The sequence below is a fragment of the Vibrio sp. M260112 genome (genome assembly GCF_036533775.1).
Classification (GTDB): domain Bacteria; phylum Pseudomonadota; class Gammaproteobacteria; order Enterobacterales; family Vibrionaceae; genus Vibrio.
On record NZ_JATABH010000004.1, the window covers coordinates 103,484 to 121,227 of the forward strand.

The 17,744-nt window shown below is 44.0% G+C and carries 16 protein-coding genes and 1 pseudogene; 11 read left to right on the forward strand and 6 right to left on the reverse strand.

What is annotated here, in order from left to right; translation table 11 throughout:
* The first annotated feature begins 1 nt into the window (after position 1).
* On the forward strand, positions 2 to 880 hold the full coding sequence (locus tag QTN95_RS03220) for a mechanosensitive ion channel family protein (RefSeq protein WP_331416307.1): 879 nt from the start codon (positions 2 to 4) through the stop codon (positions 878 to 880).
* 45 nt (positions 881 to 925) lie between these two features.
* On the opposite strand, the gene QTN95_RS03225 is transcribed toward QTN95_RS03220, so the two are convergent.
* Both QTN95_RS03225 and QTN95_RS03230 read right to left on the reverse strand, forming a co-directional pair.
* Positions 926 to 2,965 (reverse strand): sensor histidine kinase, encoded by a 2,040-nt coding sequence (locus QTN95_RS03225; RefSeq protein WP_331416308.1) that lies wholly within the window; start codon positions 2,963 to 2,965, stop codon positions 926 to 928.
* On the reverse strand, positions 2,955 to 4,403 hold the full coding sequence (locus QTN95_RS03230; RefSeq protein ID WP_331416309.1) for a sigma-54-dependent transcriptional regulator: 1,449 nt from the start codon (positions 4,401 to 4,403) through the stop codon (positions 2,955 to 2,957). The genes QTN95_RS03225 and QTN95_RS03230 overlap by 11 nt, the downstream gene beginning before the upstream one ends.
* Positions 4,404 to 4,660: 257 nt before the next feature.
* Here QTN95_RS03230 and QTN95_RS03235 point away from each other — a divergent pair, with 257 nt between their 5' ends.
* The 7 genes from QTN95_RS03235 to QTN95_RS03265 all read left to right on the forward strand — a co-directional run bounded on the left by QTN95_RS03235 (position 4,661) and on the right by QTN95_RS03265 (position 12,362).
* Positions 4,661 to 5,479: a substrate-binding domain-containing protein gene (locus QTN95_RS03235; protein ID WP_138971917.1), complete on the forward strand. Its 819-nt coding sequence runs from the start codon at positions 4,661 to 4,663 to the stop codon at positions 5,477 to 5,479.
* Between the two features lie 6 nt (positions 5,480 to 5,485).
* Positions 5,486 to 6,184, forward strand: coding sequence for an ABC transporter permease (locus QTN95_RS03240; RefSeq protein ID WP_331416310.1), 699 nt, complete (start codon positions 5,486 to 5,488; stop codon positions 6,182 to 6,184).
* A gap of 9 nt (positions 6,185 to 6,193) precedes the next feature.
* Positions 6,194 to 6,910, forward strand: a complete 717-nt coding sequence (locus tag QTN95_RS03245) for an energy-coupling factor ABC transporter ATP-binding protein (protein WP_331416311.1) — start codon at positions 6,194 to 6,196, stop codon at positions 6,908 to 6,910.
* On the forward strand, positions 6,888 to 7,472 hold the full coding sequence (gene mobA, locus QTN95_RS03250) for a molybdenum cofactor guanylyltransferase MobA (RefSeq protein WP_138971920.1): 585 nt from the start codon (positions 6,888 to 6,890) through the stop codon (positions 7,470 to 7,472). The genes QTN95_RS03245 and mobA overlap by 23 nt, the downstream gene beginning before the upstream one ends.
* Entirely contained in the window at positions 7,472 to 9,241 is a 1,770-nt protein-coding gene (locus QTN95_RS03255; RefSeq protein WP_331416312.1) for a bifunctional molybdopterin-guanine dinucleotide biosynthesis adaptor protein MobB/molybdopterin molybdotransferase MoeA, read from the forward strand. The genes mobA and QTN95_RS03255 overlap by 1 nt, the downstream gene beginning before the upstream one ends.
* Positions 9,242 to 9,299: 58 nt before the next feature.
* Entirely contained in the window at positions 9,300 to 9,566 is a 267-nt protein-coding gene (locus QTN95_RS03260) for a DUF2960 domain-containing protein (RefSeq protein ID WP_138971922.1), read from the forward strand.
* A 303-nt stretch (positions 9,567 to 9,869) separates the two neighbouring features.
* Complete coding sequence (locus tag QTN95_RS03265; RefSeq protein ID WP_331416313.1) at positions 9,870 to 12,362, forward strand: sensor domain-containing phosphodiesterase; 2,493 nt, start codon at positions 9,870 to 9,872, stop codon at positions 12,360 to 12,362.
* A gap of 30 nt (positions 12,363 to 12,392) precedes the next feature.
* Here the strand turns inward: QTN95_RS03265 and nagK are convergent, their stop codons facing one another.
* On the reverse strand, positions 12,393 to 13,301 hold the full coding sequence (nagK, locus tag QTN95_RS03270) for an N-acetylglucosamine kinase (RefSeq protein ID WP_331416314.1): 909 nt from the start codon (positions 13,299 to 13,301) through the stop codon (positions 12,393 to 12,395).
* 144 nt (positions 13,302 to 13,445) lie between these two features.
* Positions 13,446 to 14,183: a tRNA-uridine aminocarboxypropyltransferase gene (locus QTN95_RS03275; RefSeq protein ID WP_138970943.1), complete on the reverse strand. Its 738-nt coding sequence runs from the start codon at positions 14,181 to 14,183 to the stop codon at positions 13,446 to 13,448.
* A 71-nt stretch (positions 14,184 to 14,254) separates the two neighbouring features.
* Between QTN95_RS03275 and QTN95_RS03280 the strand changes: the two genes are divergently transcribed.
* A complete protein-coding gene (locus QTN95_RS03280) occupies positions 14,255 to 15,046 on the forward strand; it encodes a sterol desaturase family protein (protein ID WP_331416315.1) in 792 nt (263 codons plus the stop codon).
* 45 nt (positions 15,047 to 15,091) lie between these two features.
* Here the strand turns inward: QTN95_RS03280 and QTN95_RS03285 are convergent.
* Positions 15,092 to 15,349: pseudogene (locus tag QTN95_RS03285) on the reverse strand (methyl-accepting chemotaxis protein); the annotation flags it as partial.
* An 88-nt stretch (positions 15,350 to 15,437) separates the two neighbouring features.
* Here QTN95_RS03285 and QTN95_RS03290 point away from each other — a divergent pair.
* Complete coding sequence (locus QTN95_RS03290) at positions 15,438 to 15,956, forward strand: NlpC/P60 family protein (RefSeq protein ID WP_331416316.1); 519 nt, start codon at positions 15,438 to 15,440, stop codon at positions 15,954 to 15,956.
* Between the two features lie 18 nt (positions 15,957 to 15,974).
* On the opposite strand, the gene QTN95_RS03295 is transcribed toward QTN95_RS03290, so the two are convergent.
* The gene (locus QTN95_RS03295; protein ID WP_138970940.1) at positions 15,975 to 16,319 is read right to left on the reverse strand and encodes a DUF3802 family protein; all 345 of its coding nucleotides are present in this window, start codon (positions 16,317 to 16,319) and stop codon (positions 15,975 to 15,977) included.
* A 357-nt stretch (positions 16,320 to 16,676) separates the two neighbouring features.
* On the opposite strand from QTN95_RS03295, the gene QTN95_RS03300 reads away from it, so the two are divergent.
* Complete coding sequence (locus tag QTN95_RS03300; RefSeq protein ID WP_331416317.1) at positions 16,677 to 17,543, forward strand: fructosamine kinase family protein; 867 nt, start codon at positions 16,677 to 16,679, stop codon at positions 17,541 to 17,543.
* Positions 17,544 to 17,744 lie beyond the last annotated feature (201 nt).

The window sequence follows — 17,744 nt, forward strand, 5'->3', positions numbered from 1 at the left end:
TATGAAAAAAATTCTAATTGTCTTGTTTGGTTTGCTGGTCATCCACCCTGCTTTTGCCACTGAGGAGGTGGCCAGTGTTGAAAACATCGGTCAAATTGCCAGTCTGATTCGTTGGAGCGGTGTGTTCTTCTCGCTGCTGATCATTATCGCCACCTGGTTATTGCTCAAGTTCATCAATTCCATGGTTGAAAGCATTGGTGGTCAGTTTGCTCAGTACAGAATGCCGTTGCAAAAACTCCAGTCATTCATGCAGTTCTTTATCTACATGAGTGCGGGTATCCTGGTGTTTATGATGAGTTTCCGCATCAATGACCAAATACTCGCATTGATTGGCGGTACACTTGCTGTATCCGTGGGCTTTGCGCTTAAAGACCTTGCTGCGTCGTTTATCGCGGGCATGACTGTGATGGTCGATCGTCCGTTTCAGGTTGGTGACCGCGTCACATTTGAGGGTAACTACGGAGACATTATTGCGATTGGATTACGTTCAGTTCGTATGCGTACTCTCAATGACGACATCATCACCATTCCGAACAACAAGTTCCTCAACGAAGTGACGGTGAGCGGAAACTACGGTGCTCTTGATATGCAGGTTGTTATCCCATTCTATGTTGGGCTTGATGAAGACATTACGCTCGCTCGAGACCTGATTCAAGAAGCGGCGTCATCAAGTCGCTACATACACTTACCTAAGCCTGTAACGGTACTGGTCAAACAAACCATCACTGATAACTACTTAGCCATTCAGTTGACGTGTAAGGCGTACGTGGTTGATACCGCTTACGAAAAGCTGTTTGAAACCGACATTACTCTGCGCGTGATGAAAGAGTTTAAAAAGCACGGTATTTGCCCGCCGAAAATTGCAGTTAACGCCAGTTAATAACACCGATAAAAAAGGCCAGTACGATAGTCGCACTGGCCTTTTTTATAGATTGGTAATCTTTAGTTTGGGTTCGGCACGTTCGGGTAAATAGACACTAAAACAACTCCCTTTGCCCCACTCAGAAGTGACTTTTAGTTCACCACCAGATTGGCTCAGGATACTCTGCGATACGGAAAGCCCCAACCCTGTTCCATCGCGCTTGGTGGTGTAAAACGGCGAGAAGATTCGCTTCAGATTCTCCTCTTTGATTCCACACCCTTCATCTCTAACATGAATAATAGCGCCGACGGATTTGTCGCCTTCCATCCAGTCTTGTGTAGATATGATCAGTCGCCCAGTCCCCTTCATTGCATGGATACCATTCATCTGCAAGTTGACCAGTATCTGCAACAGTTGGTGACGGTTAACCTCAACAGAGGTATGAGCAGAGAGATGTGTCTCAAACTCAACGCCGCGTTTTTTAGTTCCCGTCTTAACCAGAGTGATGCTCTCCTCAACAATGGGATTGACATGTTGCCATGTAATTTCATCCTGAACTCCCCCTTGACGGCTGTATTGCAGCAAACTGCGAGTAATGTTTCGGATGCGATCTATCTGAGCATGAATGGCTTCAATCTCTTCTTTGACTCGATTAGATTCATTACCGAGTTCAAACTGCATTAACTCGACATTTCCCAGAATCACCGCTGTTGGATTATTGATTTCATGCGCAATACCCGCCGTCAATTCGCCAAGCGCGGCTAATTTCTCATTGACCACCAACTTGTCTCGAGTTTGGTTGAGTAGCTGGATATGAAGTTCCAGATCCTCCGTTTTCTCTTTCAAACTGGCGGTGCGATCTTGGACTTTACACTCAAGTTCATTTGCCGCTCGCAACAATTCATTTTTGCGCTGCTTGAGCAGATCAAGCATGTTGTCGAATTGCTTAGCTAATTGCGCCAGTTCATGGTTCTCATCCAAACCGAGCGGGCCAATACGCGTCTCCTTACCTAACTGGATCATTTTGACGACGCGGTGAATGTGCTCAATAGGAATAAACAGATCTCTCGAACCGCGATAGACCAATAAGCTGGAAATGAGCAGTAGGAACAAGGTCGTTATCGAGATCTCAGCGATGTTGGTCATATAGGTGGTGACAAACGGCCATAACAGGTATCCGGTATAAAGCATACCAATCACATTGTCATATTGATCATGTAGTGGCTGATAAGCCGTGATGTACCAAGCGTCGTATACAAAGGCTAGGTCAACCCACTCCTCACCATTGATGAGTACCGTACGTTTGACTTCGTCGGAAACGCGCGTACCGATGGCGCGTCCCAAGCGGTCATCACTGTCTAAAGGAACGTTGGTACTGATTCGCAGATCGTCCAAGAAGACCGTGAGTGTTCCCACGGGACGCAAGCTATCTTGTATCGACGGATAGATTAAATCACGAATGGTATCAACCAAAGCAGTGCTGTTGTTAAGCAGCAATCCACCATCCAAAAAACCAATAATATCATTGCTCTTGTTGTGAATAGGGATCACGGTTCGACTAACTAAGCCACGTCCTTCTATCTCGCTACTATTTAGAATCGGCGTCTGAGCTCGTTTTACAAGATCCGACCCTAATGCATTGAGCTCCTGCTGAGTAAGTACATCGAAGAAGGATTCACGGCGAGTGAGATCCATAAAGCGAAATTTATTGACTAGGTTATCTACGCGATGAAACCGTAAGAAATCCAACTTATATTCGATACGCTGGTCAGACACCCATTGTTGCAAATCTGCTTCTGGCATCTCACTGTTGGCCACTCTGGTTACAAAGTCGTAAGAGTTCGCAAATGCTTTGACGTGATTCGCTTGACGTTCCTGAATCAGTTCAATGCTGTTCTCTGCCACGCCTAAACGTTCAGAAACATCAATCAACGCGCTTTGCCAAGTGTAATGAATCGACCAGTAGATGGTTATTCCAATCAGAGCGAGCAGAGTCAAAAAAATCGGCGCAGAGGTGAGGATCATCAGCCTATATCGCACCATGGTTTTAAAGCGATAGCGCCATTTTGACCACAGAGACCAACGTGATGCTCTACTCGGCATGCGTTGACTCCTCACCATCCCACTCTTTGTATTTGCGCTCTAATGTCTTACGAGCTACGCCCAAATCACGTGCGGCGGCGGATTTATTACCATCATGGTAATCAACCAACTGCATGATATGGGCTTTTTCAACATCCTTTAGCGCCCAGCTGTTTGGATAGCCAACCCCCTTGTTGGTATCGCCAGCCAGCTCGATTAATTCAACACCACTCGAAACCTTCATCGAAACAGAAGGTTTGTAAGCATCGCCATGTATCTCACGCCAGTAATGAGCAGGTGGTTTCCCTAGCAGAATACAACGTTCAATCAGGTTCTTGAGTTCACGGATGTTACCTGGCCAATCATACTCATTCATCGCCAGAACATCTTCATGCGCCCACTTAGGGTCGGGCATTGCCAACTCTGCGACGAGCTTTTTAGTAAAGAACGGTACCAACTCAATCAAGTCCGTCTTACGTTCTCTCAGCGGTGCGACATCAATTTTTAGTACGTTAAGGCGATAATAGAGATCCGATCGAAAATGCCCTTTGTTGACTTCTTGTTGAAGATTACGGTTCGTCGCGGCCACCACTCTCACGTCGACCGTCACTTCCTTCTCACTTCCCACTGGGCGGATTGTTCTCTGTTCCAACACCCTTAGTAACGCCGACTGCATTGGAAGCGGCATCTCGCCAATTTCATCTAAAAACAGAGTCCCCCCATTGGCGACACGGAATAAGCCTTCACGACTGCGTTTCGCCCCTGTAAAAGCGCCCGCGGTATGACCAAACAGTTCACTCTCTAATAATTCAGGGGCAATAGCGCCACAGTTGATGGGAACAAAAGGCCCATTACGCTGACTCGCATCATGTACACCCCTAGCGACCAGTTCTTTACCCGTTCCAGATTCGCCTTCAATGAGAACGGACGCACGTGAAGGCGCAAATTGGGTAATGAGTTGTTTCAGTTGTTTGGTTTTGTCGGAACCACCAACGATATCAGTCGCGATATGGCGCTTGAAGTCATGACGAAGCGCAAACTGATGGCGTTGTTCAAGACGTTTGTCCATACAACGTTGAACGGCATTAAGCATTTGCTCCAAATTAAACGGCTTAAGAATAAAGTCCGTCGCGCCGAGTTTGATCGCCGAAATAGCGGTATCTAAGTCGGCATATCCTGTCATAAATATCACGTCGGCTTTTTTATCATCGTCGTAAAACGCCTCTTCCCACTCAATACCAGAGCGACCCGGTAAATTGATATCCAAGATGATCAAATCATAATGATTAGCACATCTGAGCGTCTCTGCCTCTTCGATACTTCCAGCGCAATCCACTTTTGAAAACCATTTACTTAGTGCTTTGTTTAATATCGCTTGCATTCCCGCTTCGTCGTCAACGACAAGAACGGAAAATGCTTGATATTGTGAAGCTTTATTAGGGTCGAATGAAGGAGGCATTGTATTCCACTATTACTGTGTGACTATTGGGACAGAGTGTACCAAGTTTCCAAAGCTTGGTTATATTTAATGTGAGACATTTTGTCCCTCATCAAACTTTTTCCTTCTAACTTATTGATAATTCATTTGAAAAAGATCGCATTTTTTTGGCATCAAGATTGCTTTATATGCATGCCAAATTATAACACGTCAGAGTTGGCAGCGATTAGGTATCAAAATACCTATCAAATAATAAATAGAATGGATTAATAAACACTATGAAAGCAATCTCTTTTACATTAGCAACAGCGTCTTTAGCCCTAGTCAGTTACTCCGCTTCATCTGCCGATGAAGTTCCTCATGTTCGTCTCGCGACTACTACTAGCACGTATCACTCAGGCCTACTTGACTACCTATTACCTAAATTTGAACAAGATACCGGTTATAAAGTCGACGTTATTTCTGCCGGAACGGGTAAAGCACTTAAAATGGGTGAGAACGGTGACGTAGATTTGGTTATGACGCACGCACCAAAAGCAGAAGCAAACTTCGTAGAAAAAGGCTATGGCGTACTGCCTCGCAAGCTGATGTATAATGATTTCGTTATTGTTGGTCCTCATTCAGATCCTGCAAAAATTGCTCAGCAGAAAGACATTGCTGAAGTGTTCAAAAGTATTGCAAACATGAACGCTACTTTTGTATCTCGTGGTGATGATTCTGGAACACATAAAAAAGAAAAAGGCATTTGGCAACAAACAAAAATGGAACCCAACTTTGGCGGCTACCGCAGCGTGGGCCAAGGTATGGGGCCAACGCTAAATATGGCCAATGAGATGCAAGGTTACACGATGACCGACCGTGGTACTTGGTTAGCCTACAACAACAAACTTGATCTAGAAGTGTTGTTCCAAGGCGATAAAAAACTGTTTAACCCATACCAAGTTATTCTTGTTAACCCTGAGCGCTACCCTAGCATCAATTACCAAGGTGCCAAGGAGTTCAGTGACTGGCTTGTCAATCCAAAAGGACAACAACTGATCAATGAATTCAAACTCAATGGTAAACAACTGTTTGTCGCCAACGCTAACGAGAAATAATTTTCGATGAGCCTATGGCAAACCACCCTCGATGCGCTCGCCTTATTGGTGAGCCTCGATAGCGAACTTTGGGAGATCGTCGCGGTCTCCTTTAGTGTTTCATTGTCAGCGATTTCGATCGTGCTGTTGCCAGCAATCATTTTCTCTTTTGTTCTCGCGTACACAGAGTTCAGGGGAAAATGGCTTTTTCTTTCGCTGGTCAATACGCTTCAGGCTATCCCAACCGTTGTGATTGGATTACTGCTCTACATGCTACTGTCACGTGCAGGTCCTCTCGGGGACTGGCAGATGCTATTCACTCAGAAAGCGATGATTGTTGGTCAGATGCTTATCGGTTTTCCGGTACTGGTTTCAATGATGCATGGCGCGCTTCAATCTAGTGACCGAAGAGCGGTTGAAACATCAATCACGCTCGGAGCTTCGGTACCTCGCATCGTTGGAACAATGATTTGGGAAACACGGTTCCCGCTTCTTGCAGCCACTATTGCTGCCTTCTCGCGCATCGTGACAGAGGTGGGTTGCTCGACTATGGTTGGTGGCAACATTATGGGCATCACTCGCAACATACCGACAGCGATTGCTATGGAAAGCCACAAGGGTGCCTTTGCGCAAGGTGTCGCATTAGGCATAGTGTTACTGACTCTAGCCTTAGTATTAAACTTCTTGCTTACCAGTATGCGTGGCAAAGGCTACCTCAGAACTTAAGGGCGCTGTATGACTATAAAAATAACGGCACAGCAACTTTCTATGCGCTTCAAAGAGCGCGTGCTATTTCACATCCCTACTTTGAATATTGGTCCAAACGACGCCATTTATCTAAAAGGAGATAATGGTGTCGGTAAAACTACCCTGCTAAAAATCCTTTCTGGGTTGATCAAACCCACCACCGGTAAAGTTGTCGCCCCCTGTGACTCGTGGCGCAATAGACTCTTTTCGCGATCGGGACGAAAAAATGTTATCTACCTCCATCAGTCTCCCTATTTATTTGATGGCACGGTATACCAGAATGTTGCATACGGTATTCGCTATCAAAAAGAAACAGCAAAAGATAAGCGAGCTCAAGTTATTACGGCACTGCGCATGGTAGGCTTAGAAACTCTTGCAGACGAACACATCTCAGTGCTGTCGGGGGGCGAAAAGCAACGCGTTGCAATGGCACGAGCGTGGATTCTAAAGCCTTCGATTTTGCTGATGGACGAACCCAGTGCTTCTTTAGATCAAGAATCGATCGACCGTTTAGTGATTATGGCGCAAGATCTTCTCGAACGTGGGTCAAGTTTGGTGATAACCAGTCATCAGCAAAACGCCTTGACTGCTTTATGCCGTAAACAATGGTGGATAAAAGAAGCCACTTTGGTAGAGTCTCCTCTGCTTCAAGTAATAACCGACAAAGAGTTACAAACTAATTATGCTTCCTCCAATGCAAACTAGCTGGGTCATTTTAGCTGGTGGACAAGCAACCCGTATGGGCGGACAAGACAAAGGGCTTGTCCAACTGAATGACAAACCACTCATTCAACACGTTATCGAGCGTCTCACTCCACAGACTGAGCGCATCATGATTAACGCTAACCGAAATCAGAGTATTTATACTCAGTTCGGCGAAGTATTTAGTGATCAATTTAAAGACTATCCCGGGCCAATGGGCGGTATCCATGCGGGGCTGCTCAACGCACCAACAGACTGGGTAGGATTCGTCCCTTGTGACAGTCCACTGATCAATAACGATCTCGTCGAGCGTTTTTGCGCTTCTGTCACCGACGAGACGGATATTCTCGTTGCTCACGATGGTGACCACCAACAGCCGGTTTTCACCCTTTATCACAAAAGAGTTCTTCCCAAGTTAACCGCTTTCTTAGAGCGCGGTGATCGCAAAATCATCCTACTTTATAAAGAGTGCCATACCCAGTATGTCGACTTTAGCGATTCACCAAACTGTTTTGTTAATTTGAACACACCAGAAGAGCTCGCTCAATTCGGTACCATTGACTGATGATTGAACAAACACCCATTCCTATTCTAGGTTTTGCTGCCTATTCGGGCACAGGTAAAACGACGCTCCTTGAAGCACTATTGCCAAAGCTAACAACCACTGGTCTGCGCATTGGTATGCTGAAACACGCTCACCACAATTTTGACGTCGATAAAGAAGGAAAAGATAGTTATCGTCTTCGTAAAGCTGGCGCATCGCAAATGCTGATTTCTTCTCGTAATCGTTACGCACTGATGACGGAGACACCTGAGGAAGAATCACAATTTCAATATCTACTGACACGTTTTGATACCGATAAACTCGATATCATTTTGGTTGAAGGCTGTAAAAACATCGCGTTTCCTAAGATTGAATTGCATCGCGAAGTTGTCGGTAAACCTTGGTTGTATCCAAATGACACTAACATCATTGCCATTGCGTCGGATACGCCAGTCAAGGATAGCGAACTGCCACAAATGGATATCAATGACCTTGATGTGATTGCTCAGTTTGTCATTCAGTACGCACAAAATGGTATCCAACCAAACCATGTGGCGCCATGTTGTGACACCCTCTCCCCTGCGTATCTTTCTGTCACGCAAGGACAAGAAAAAATTCTGTCACTTGTCAACACCGTCACTGAGAATGAGCCGTGCGCTGTGGAATCTTGTTTTGGTCGAGTTTTATCGAACAACATCATTTCACCAGTCAATGTGCCTCAATACACCAATTCGGCAATGGACGGTTACGCGATTCGTGGTGATGACCTCAATCGTCAACACTACCAAGTCGTGGCTGAAGTACTCGCAGGTCATGCTTATCAACAACCTTTACAAAAAGGTCAAGCGGTAAAAATCATGACAGGTGCACCGACGCCACAATTTGCCGACACAGTTGTCATGCGTGAACAAGCCACCGAAAATAGTGACATCGTCACGTTTCCTAATGCTTCAATAAAACAAGGTCAGAATGTACGTCTTGCAGGTGAAGACCTAGCGGCAGGAAGTGATGTATTTTCTCTTGGTCAGCGCCTCTCTTCTGCTGAGATGGGAATGATCGCCTCTCTTGGTTACGGTGAATGCCAAGTCTACCGTAAGCTTAAAGTTGCTGTTTTCTCAACAGGTGATGAAGTTCAAGCCCCGGGGAGTGAGCAAAAAGCGCACTCTATATTCGATTCAAATCGTTTCACCATTATGGGGTTACTGCAAAATCTTGGTTGTGAAATTTTAGATTTTGGCATTGTTGAGGACAACCAGCAGACGATGGTTGAAGCACTGGAACGCGCAGCTCAGCAAGCAGACGTGGTCATTACTTCTGGTGGCGTCTCTGTTGGCGATGCCGATTACATTAAACTTGCCCTTGAACAGCTAGGTAGTATCGATTTTTGGCGTATAAACATGCGTCCGGGTCGCCCACTCGCTTTCGGTAACATTAGCGAAAAACCTTTCTTTGGTTTACCAGGTAATCCAGTGGCGGTTATGGTGTCATTCATTAATTTCGTCGAACCAGCGATACGCAAGATGCAAGGCGAACTTGATTGGCAGCCATTAAAGATTAAGGCAATCGCCACTGAACCCTTACGTTCTCGCCAAGGACGCACAGAATTTAGTCGCGGCATCTATCAATTTGATTCTCGTGGCCATTTAACCGTCGCAACAACGGGCAAGCAAGGTTCAGGTATTCTTCGCTCAATGAGTGAAGCCAACTGCTTGATCGAAATATCCCCTGCTGTTGACACGGTTAAAGTTGGAGAAAGCGTGACAATCATCCCACTTCAAGGCAGAATCTAGCAATCCATTCAGGGGCCAGCTTAGCTGGCCTCTTTATTTTATAGACGGTTGAATATTTATGGCTCGTACAATCCTATATACCTACAAAGACCAAGACAAAACACTGGCTTTTTCTTACGAGAAACACAGAAACATTCACGAGGCAGTGGCAGAAGCTGAAGGTATTGATATTTCGGCATACCTAAAAATGGAGCAGCAAATCGAAGCGATTTCAGACACCAAAGCCGTTCGCAATTATCGTGATAATCACTTTAAAAAACTTGGCTTTAGTAAAATCACTTTGGCACAGAAAGAGAACCTTGGTGTAGGAAAGAAGAATTCGTAATCCCCTCGTTTCAAAGGCTGGCTTTCCAGCCTTTGTTCTTTCTTAGACAAGGCTAATTAACTCAACATAAGGTCGTTGTTTACAATGAAATGGAGTAATTACACTAGAATTATTAGGCCTTAATGTTTAGGCAGCGACATTCCATCCAGCTGAATTAACTGATCATTTTATATTTTGACAATATTCCCCTCACAAAACCGTACATTGTACATATACAATTAATGGCACCTGTGTGAATATTTATGCCAACCCTATAAACCATAAAAATAGAACATATTACTTAACAAGGATTGGCCCCTTTCAATGGAATCGCTCATTACAAAAGTCATCGACTCAAGAAATGAACAAGAGCTTTACCACCGTTGTCTACAAGACGTCTATTTACGCTATAAACCACAACACTGTTTGATTGCTGAGTATGATCTTGAGCAGAACATTGCTCATTCTCACTGTTACTTACACCACGGCGAGCTAGCGGAAAACATCACCTATTCTTTAGGTGGCACGCCGTGTGAACTGGTGCTGGATAACCGAGAAATCTGTGTCTACAAAGAGAAAATTCAACAACTTTTCCCTGATGATGCCATCTTACAGATAATCAATGCGCACAGTTATCTCGGCATTCCTATTCAGTCGCGCAGTGGCAAAGTGGTTGGCGTTATCGCACTCATGTATGACACCGATTTACCCGATATATCTTTTGATAAGACTTGGCTAGAAACAATCGGTTTTCTGATCGGTAAGTCAATCACTCAGCAACGCCTTGCAGATCAAAAAGATAAACTATTGGAACAATTTGAACGTTCAGAGCAATTAACGCAAAGTGGTTCATGGACATGGGATATTGCTCATAACCATTTTAGCTACTCTAAAAATCTCGCCAATATGACGGGCATGAAACCTGATCAACGACTACAATTTTCTGACTTTTTCCGACTCTATATCTTTAAGAGTAAAATCAGCTTAGATCGCTTCATGCTTGATGTAAGTTCTGGGAGTGAAGCTAAGACTCTCACTGTTTATCGAGAAATGTGCCCGATCAATAAGCAATTCGAAATTAGCTACATTAAAAAATTCAATGAGTTAGGTGAATTGACTAAGGTGGTAGGCAACATACGAAATACGACAGATATTTCTCAATTAGAAGCGGACTTTACCATCGCGCAAAAGATCGTCGACCTCTCTAGTAACGGCGTATTAATTACCGACAAGCACAACTGTATTATCAGTACCAACTCTAAAGTAGAAGATATTACTGGCTATACTTTTGCCGAGCTAGAGGGCGAATCACCTTCTATTTTGAGTTCTAGTCTCCATCCGGCGAGCTTTTATCAAAAGATGTGGGCAGAGCTTCATGAACAGGGGCACTGGAGCGGCGAGGTCTGGAACCAAACGAAATTTGGCGCCGTTTATCCCGAAAAACTCAGTATCTATGTGTTACGAAACCGAGTTGGCGAAATACAAAACTACATCGCGACATTCGAAGATCTTAGTAAGTTAAAATCAATTGAAAGTGAACTCAACAACTATAAAAACGAACACGATTTTACGGGGCTACAAACTCGAGAAAGCTTTATTAATGCCTTATCAAAGACCAACAATCAAACAGTCATCATTCTCGATCTTAAACGTTTTTCGTCAATCAATAATATGTACGGAGAATCCGTTGGTAATAAAGTTCTCGTCCATGTTGGTCATGCTCTGGCGACCAATTTTGATACCAATCAGATTAACATCTGTCGATATGGCCCAGATCAGTTTGCACTGAGCTTTACTCAAGACACTCTCGAGGGGGTCAATAAATTCGTTAGCTTTGTTCGCTCCAAGATCGAAACAAGCGTCGTGATAGATAATCATGAAATTGAACTCGCGGTGAATATCGGTTGCTCAAATATCAGTGAGTTTGAAAGCAAAACACACCCGATAAAACAGGCCTACTATGCGCTAAGAGAAGCCAAGAGCGATCCTATTCCGTCGACCTCTATCTATTCCATTCAGTTGGAAAAACGAGTGGCAAGACAGTATTCGCTTGGTGCACGACTCAAGAAAGCCATCGACGAAAAACGCATTGATGTTCACTATCAGCCAATTTACGATTTGAACAATAAAAAGGTAGTCAAACTCGAAGCTCTTGCACGCTGGACCGAAGACGGTGAGATTATCTCTCCATTCGAGTTCATCCCTATCGCTGAAAATCTTGGCTATATTTTCCAGCTTGGCGAAATTGTGTTGGAGAAGTCCTGTCAGGATCTGCAACGTTTAAAATCTCGCGGCTATGAAAATATTTTGATATCGATTAACCGATCTATCGATGAACTAAGCGAAGAAGACCCATCCAACTGTTCGATCTTGAACATCATTGGTCAGTCAGGTTTGTCTGAGAAGGACATCATTATCGAGGTCACCGAGTCAATCCCTCTTGAAGATAAACCACATGTTCAGGATCTACTCAGTGTGTTACGCATGAAAGGCGTTAAAATCGCGTTGGATGACTTTGGTACTGGCTATGCATCATTCTCAAACTTAATGAAGAATTCGATTGATATCCTAAAAATCGATCGCTCTTTTGTCCGAGATATTTCAACCAATCTCAACAATGCGGTGTTAATTAAATCGGTAAACCTGTTAGCGCGCCAACTTGGGCTAGAAGTGATCGCGGAAGGTGTTGAAGATGAACAACAACTAACTCTGCTTCAAGAATTAGGATGTCGCTACATTCAGGGCTACTTAATCAGTAAACCTCAACCGTTTGAGGAGATTGAAGCAGAGATCAAACGGATCAACCAAGGCGAATAACAAACGGGACCAAATGGTCCCGTTTTTTTACTATTTGATGTTGAGGAACGCTGCACCGCGTACGCCACCCGAATCACCATGCTTCGCTTTAATGATTTTCGGGCATTTTGCTACCGAAAGTAAGTATTTCGGTACACGCTTAGGCATCTCTTGATAAATCAATTCGAAGTTTGATAGACCACCACCTAAAGCAACAACGTGTGGGTCGTTAGCCGTGAAGATATTTGCAAAACAGATCGCAAGCAACTCCATAAAGCGCTCAACATGTACACACGCTTTTTCTTCCCCCTGCTCATACGCTTTGATGATGTCGATCGCTTTTTTCTCTTCACCAAAGTAATGCGTATAAATAAGTTCAAAACCACGTCCTGATAAGTAGCTATCTAGACAGCCTTTCTTACCACAACCACAGCCTAATAGTGGCGCGTTGTCACCAAGGTGGAACCAAGCATCAATCGGTAGACGCATATGACCCAACTCACCAGCTACGTGGTTGCGTCCCGAAAACACCGCGCCATCATAAATAAGTCCGCCACCGAAACCTGTGCCTAGAATCAGACCCATAACTGATGGAGAGTCTTTGAGTTCTTCATCCCATGCTTCTGACAGTGCGAAACAGTTTGCATCGTTCTCGATTTTTACACTACGGCCAATTTTACGCTCTAGGTCAAAACGGAGCGGTTTGCCTTTAGCCGCAGGCACGTTTACTGTCAATACAGTCGCATCGTCAGCGTCTTCCATACCTGGTAAACCAAGACCAATTTTACCTTCACAGCCAAACTCTTGGTCGTACTTTGCAACCAAAGCAGCAATGGTTTCAACCAATAATTCGTAGTCGTCCGTTGGCGTTGGTACTCGCTCGGTAGCCACTCGCTCCAGTTTTTCATTGAACGCACCAAATTCAATCTTAGTGCCACCAACGTCAAAGCCGTAGTACATCTTATCTCTCCCAGAAAAAATCAATCAGAAAACGTATAATCGCACCATTATCCATATAGCTAAGCCTACAAACTGTGATACAGAACCAATTTAGCTTTGCGTTGTGCTCAACTGAACAGTCTCTGCCCAACCAGAATTGATTCTTTAGAGTGATTTCTCGTTTCTCGACATGATGTACTCGTTCAATGCCGGTTTAGTGTCGTCTCTTCTGTTACGTGTTTTGCTGTTGAGATATGACTCTCGAAACACCTCAAACCACATGGTCAATGTTTGATGCAATTGTTGATGGCCTAATTGTTTGAATACCAGTGCCGCCACTTCCGCCGTTGCGAGATGTTGATCATTGTCCGAACGACGCATCATATATTGCGAGATTCGCTGAGGGCTAATCGATAAAACGGGTAGTTGACTCAAATATGGCGACTTGTTGAACATGCGTCGAGCTTCACGCCAACTCCCATCAAGAAAAACCAACAAGGGTTTGCGTGCCAAGTCGCTACTAGTGGTCGTATTCGCGACCAGCCTTGAGTGATCCTCAACATACTGCTCAGGAAAGACCAGAATCGGTTGGTAATCTGGGCTGTTGAGCAATTCTAACATTGCCGCTTCAGGCTCAGTTCTGCTCCATTGATATGCATGCCCGTCTGCCACCGTATCTAAAATTAAGCGTCCAGTGTTACTCGGCTTGAATACTTCGTTCTCTGAGAGTAACAACAACACCGCCACCTCTGTGCTCGCTGTCGGCTGGTGCTGACACAAACAATCTTGCTGTGCGACTTGGCAGTACTGACAACGCGCGACTTTACTACCTCGCGCATTAAAGGGCTTGGTTGAACGTTCGAGGCGTTGCTGGTACAAGTGATGAAAGGCGTGGATTCTCATAGCGCAGTGTAGATAATGTCAAAGTTGAGCAAGTTTACTCACCCAAATAACAGTTGCAAGGAATAGTATCAATGCAAAATCCAGAAATGATTCGATTAAGCTTTTTCGTTGGCGTCCTTGTGCTTTGCGGTCTTTGGGAATGGGTGACGCCACGAAAACGTTTAACACAGAATAAACTCTACAGATGGCTTAACAATCTAGGCTTAGTCGCTTTCAACTCATTATGCCTAACCCTATTGATGCCCATCGTCGCTATTGAAGCGGCCTACTATGCTCAATCTCATCAAATCGGGCTGTTTAATCAGTTTTTTGCGCTTTCTCAACCAATGGTGTTACTTATTGCGGTCATCGTTCTCGACTTAGCGATATATCTACAACATTTGGTTTTTCATCGGGTACCGCTTCTGTGGCGATTACACCGAATGCATCATTCTGATCAGGACATAGATGTCACGACCGGCTCTCGTTTCCACCCGATTGAGATCCTTCTTTCAATGTGGATTAAAATTGCGCTCATATTAGTACTTGGCGTACCACCTATCGCTGTACTGGTTTTCGAGATCATTCTCAATGCCAGTGCGATGTTTAATCACAGTAACGCTTATTTGTCACAAAAATGGGATAAATGGTTAAGAAAGTGGGTGGTTACGCCTGATATGCACCGCGTACACCACTCTACCATTACCCAAGAGACCCATTCTAACTTTGGCTTCTTTTTATCGGTGTGGGATCGGATATTTACCACCTATCGAGCCCAACCAAAGTTAGGGCATGATGATGTCGAAATTGGCATCACCACGTTCCGTTCAGCGCAAGAGCAACGAATTGACAAGATGCTCTCGCAACCTTTCAGAAATCACTAAGATACGGCACACCAGTAGGAGTCTAAACCGAATACTTGTGCAACATAGTGACTCGATGCTCTGAGTTCCAGTTGCATAGCTTAACTGCTTAACCTGCTCTAAAATGTTTTGCGTAAGTTCAGCATTGGTCATCGCCAGTGGCAAAGCTTGTTGGGAAAGTTCTGAAAAACGTTGTCTAATATTTTCTAAACCCTTAATACTAGTGACAGAAAGTAAAATGACGAGTAAGGTGATGGTAAAAAATACCGCACTGATTGTCTGAATAAGGGACAGTGAAAATGTGCTTTTTTTCATCGTTTCCATAATGAAGATAAGATCCTGATATCGATGTTTCTGGCGAGAATATTATGGCGAGATTGTTACGGTTAGATTGCAGACTAGAGTTATTATTATGAATCGCTATTCACTTCCCCTATCCCTGAACGCAATAATCTTGACCACGTTACTCACGGCTTGTAGCAGTGCTCCTCAACAAGAAAGTCAGCCCGCGTCGGCAACTTATTTAGCGCCCAATGCTTCTCAGTTGGCGATCAGAGAGTCTTTGATTAAAGTTTATGACCAGTGGGAAGGTGTTCCCTACCGCTTAGGTGGGTCGTCATTAAATGGGGTGGATTGTTCGGCATTCGTGCAAACTGCGTTTCAACAAGCGATGGGAATACAGTTACCACGAACGACACTAGATCAAGTTAAGGTGGGAACGGAAATCGCCTACTCTCAAGCGACAATTGGTGATTTGGTATTTTTTAAAACTGCACCCAACACTCGACATGTTGGCGTTTATATTGGCGGCAAGCAGTTTATGCACGCGTCAACATCAAAAGGGGTCGTCATATCGAGACTCGACAACCCATATTGGGCTAGCAAGTACTGGCATTTCAGACGAGTTAGCCTCTCGCCTGAAATCAATTAGTCGTACAACAAATTGGGGTTAATCGTATTTCGCAACAGCGGAGTCGAACAAATTCTTAACCAAAGCAATGTATTCGTCTAAGAAGCTAATTTGTTCGTTTGTCGCAGGCTTGCCCCATACTCCAGCAAGAACCTCCCCGAGGTCTTCTACTACTGAATCAGCTTCTTTAAGTAACTGGAAGCGGACGCTAGAGTGGAGTTCTGGGTTTTGCTCAAAGATAGCCATGATGTTACTCGCAACCATATCGGTAACGACATCTTCGACGCTCTCTGTTCCTGTGTCTCCTTCTTCAGAAGCAAACACATCAAGATTGAAAGCTAAGTGCTCGATTAGAGCTAGGTAACCATCGGTTTCAACAACCACAGTTCATCTCCATTATTGTCATGTCGTCGATATCCATCTTTAATACTAAGACATTTCAATGTGTTTTCACAACTTGTGTCCGTTCAGTTGCTGATTACTTGTTCAGTTCTGGCTATAGTAGCCTACCCCATTAGACATAACTTGCTGTAACTAAGAAAGTTGAAGCAGAGTCAAATAATACTCACGTATTATTAATAGCATATTTTATAGCGAAGAATGCGATGAGGGACACACTTCACACTTTGCGAATTTGACAGGTCAGATTGTCTAAATCGTTGAATTTTTTGCACTATGAATCAGAATTCAACGCCATCATCTTCTACACTGTAGTTAAATACATCTGACTTAGGAAATGTTATGTGGCAAGCCATATCAAAACAGCTTTCTGAAACCTTGATGTTCGCTTACGAAATAAGCGAAAAATGCAAAGTTCACGGTGGTGAAATCAACGAATGCTATATGATTTCGGACGGAGAACAACGCTATTTCGTTAAAGTTAATCAGCGTGGTTCTTTGCCTAAGTTTGAAGCTGAAGCTGAATGTATTCACATGTTGCGTGAAAGCCGAACGGTTTCTGTTCCCGAACTGGTTTTAGCGGGTACCACCAAAGATAACGCCTTCATTATACTCAACTACCTCCCAACCAAACCATTAGATGACAGCAAAAATAGTTATCTCTTTGGACAGCAGATCGCCGAACTTCACCAGTGGGGCGAGCAGCAGGAATACGGCTTTGATCAGGACAACTTTATTGGTGCGACGATCCAGCCTAACAAGTGGGATAGGAAATGGTCCCGTTTCTTTGCTGAACAACGAATTGGTTGGCAACTGCAATTAATGCAAGAGAAAGGAATTAACTTGGTCGATATCAACGACTTTACCCAGTTAATTCAGACCAGACTCGCCAATCATCAGCCTAAACCTTCCCTACTTCACGGCGATCTTTGGCATGGTAATGTGGCAAGTTCTGTCTTCGGCCCGATTTGTTATGACCCAGCCAGTTACTGGGGTGATCGTGAATGTGATATCGCTATGACTGAGCTGTTTGGTGGATTCCAACCAGAGTTTTATCAAGGCTATGAAAGTATTCTGCCGCTCGACATCAGTTACAGCGAACGGAAAGACATCTACAACCTTTATCATTTACTCAATCATTACAATCAATTTGGTGGACACTACTTGGATCAATCAGAAAAAATGATAAAGAAAATTCTTTCATATTAATGGTGAATATGTTTATTTAACAAACACTTAAGAAGGTTTATGGTTGTTGAATTGTCAAACATTTAGTCGATCAATAGTGATGTGTGTTTCGACAACCTTTGCCTTTTCATAGCTAAGTCAAATTTTGTACTTAATTTCTGCCTAACAGAAACTTCTAAGCATAAGATTATATCGTCTACAGGGAAATTCTTACTTTCAGTG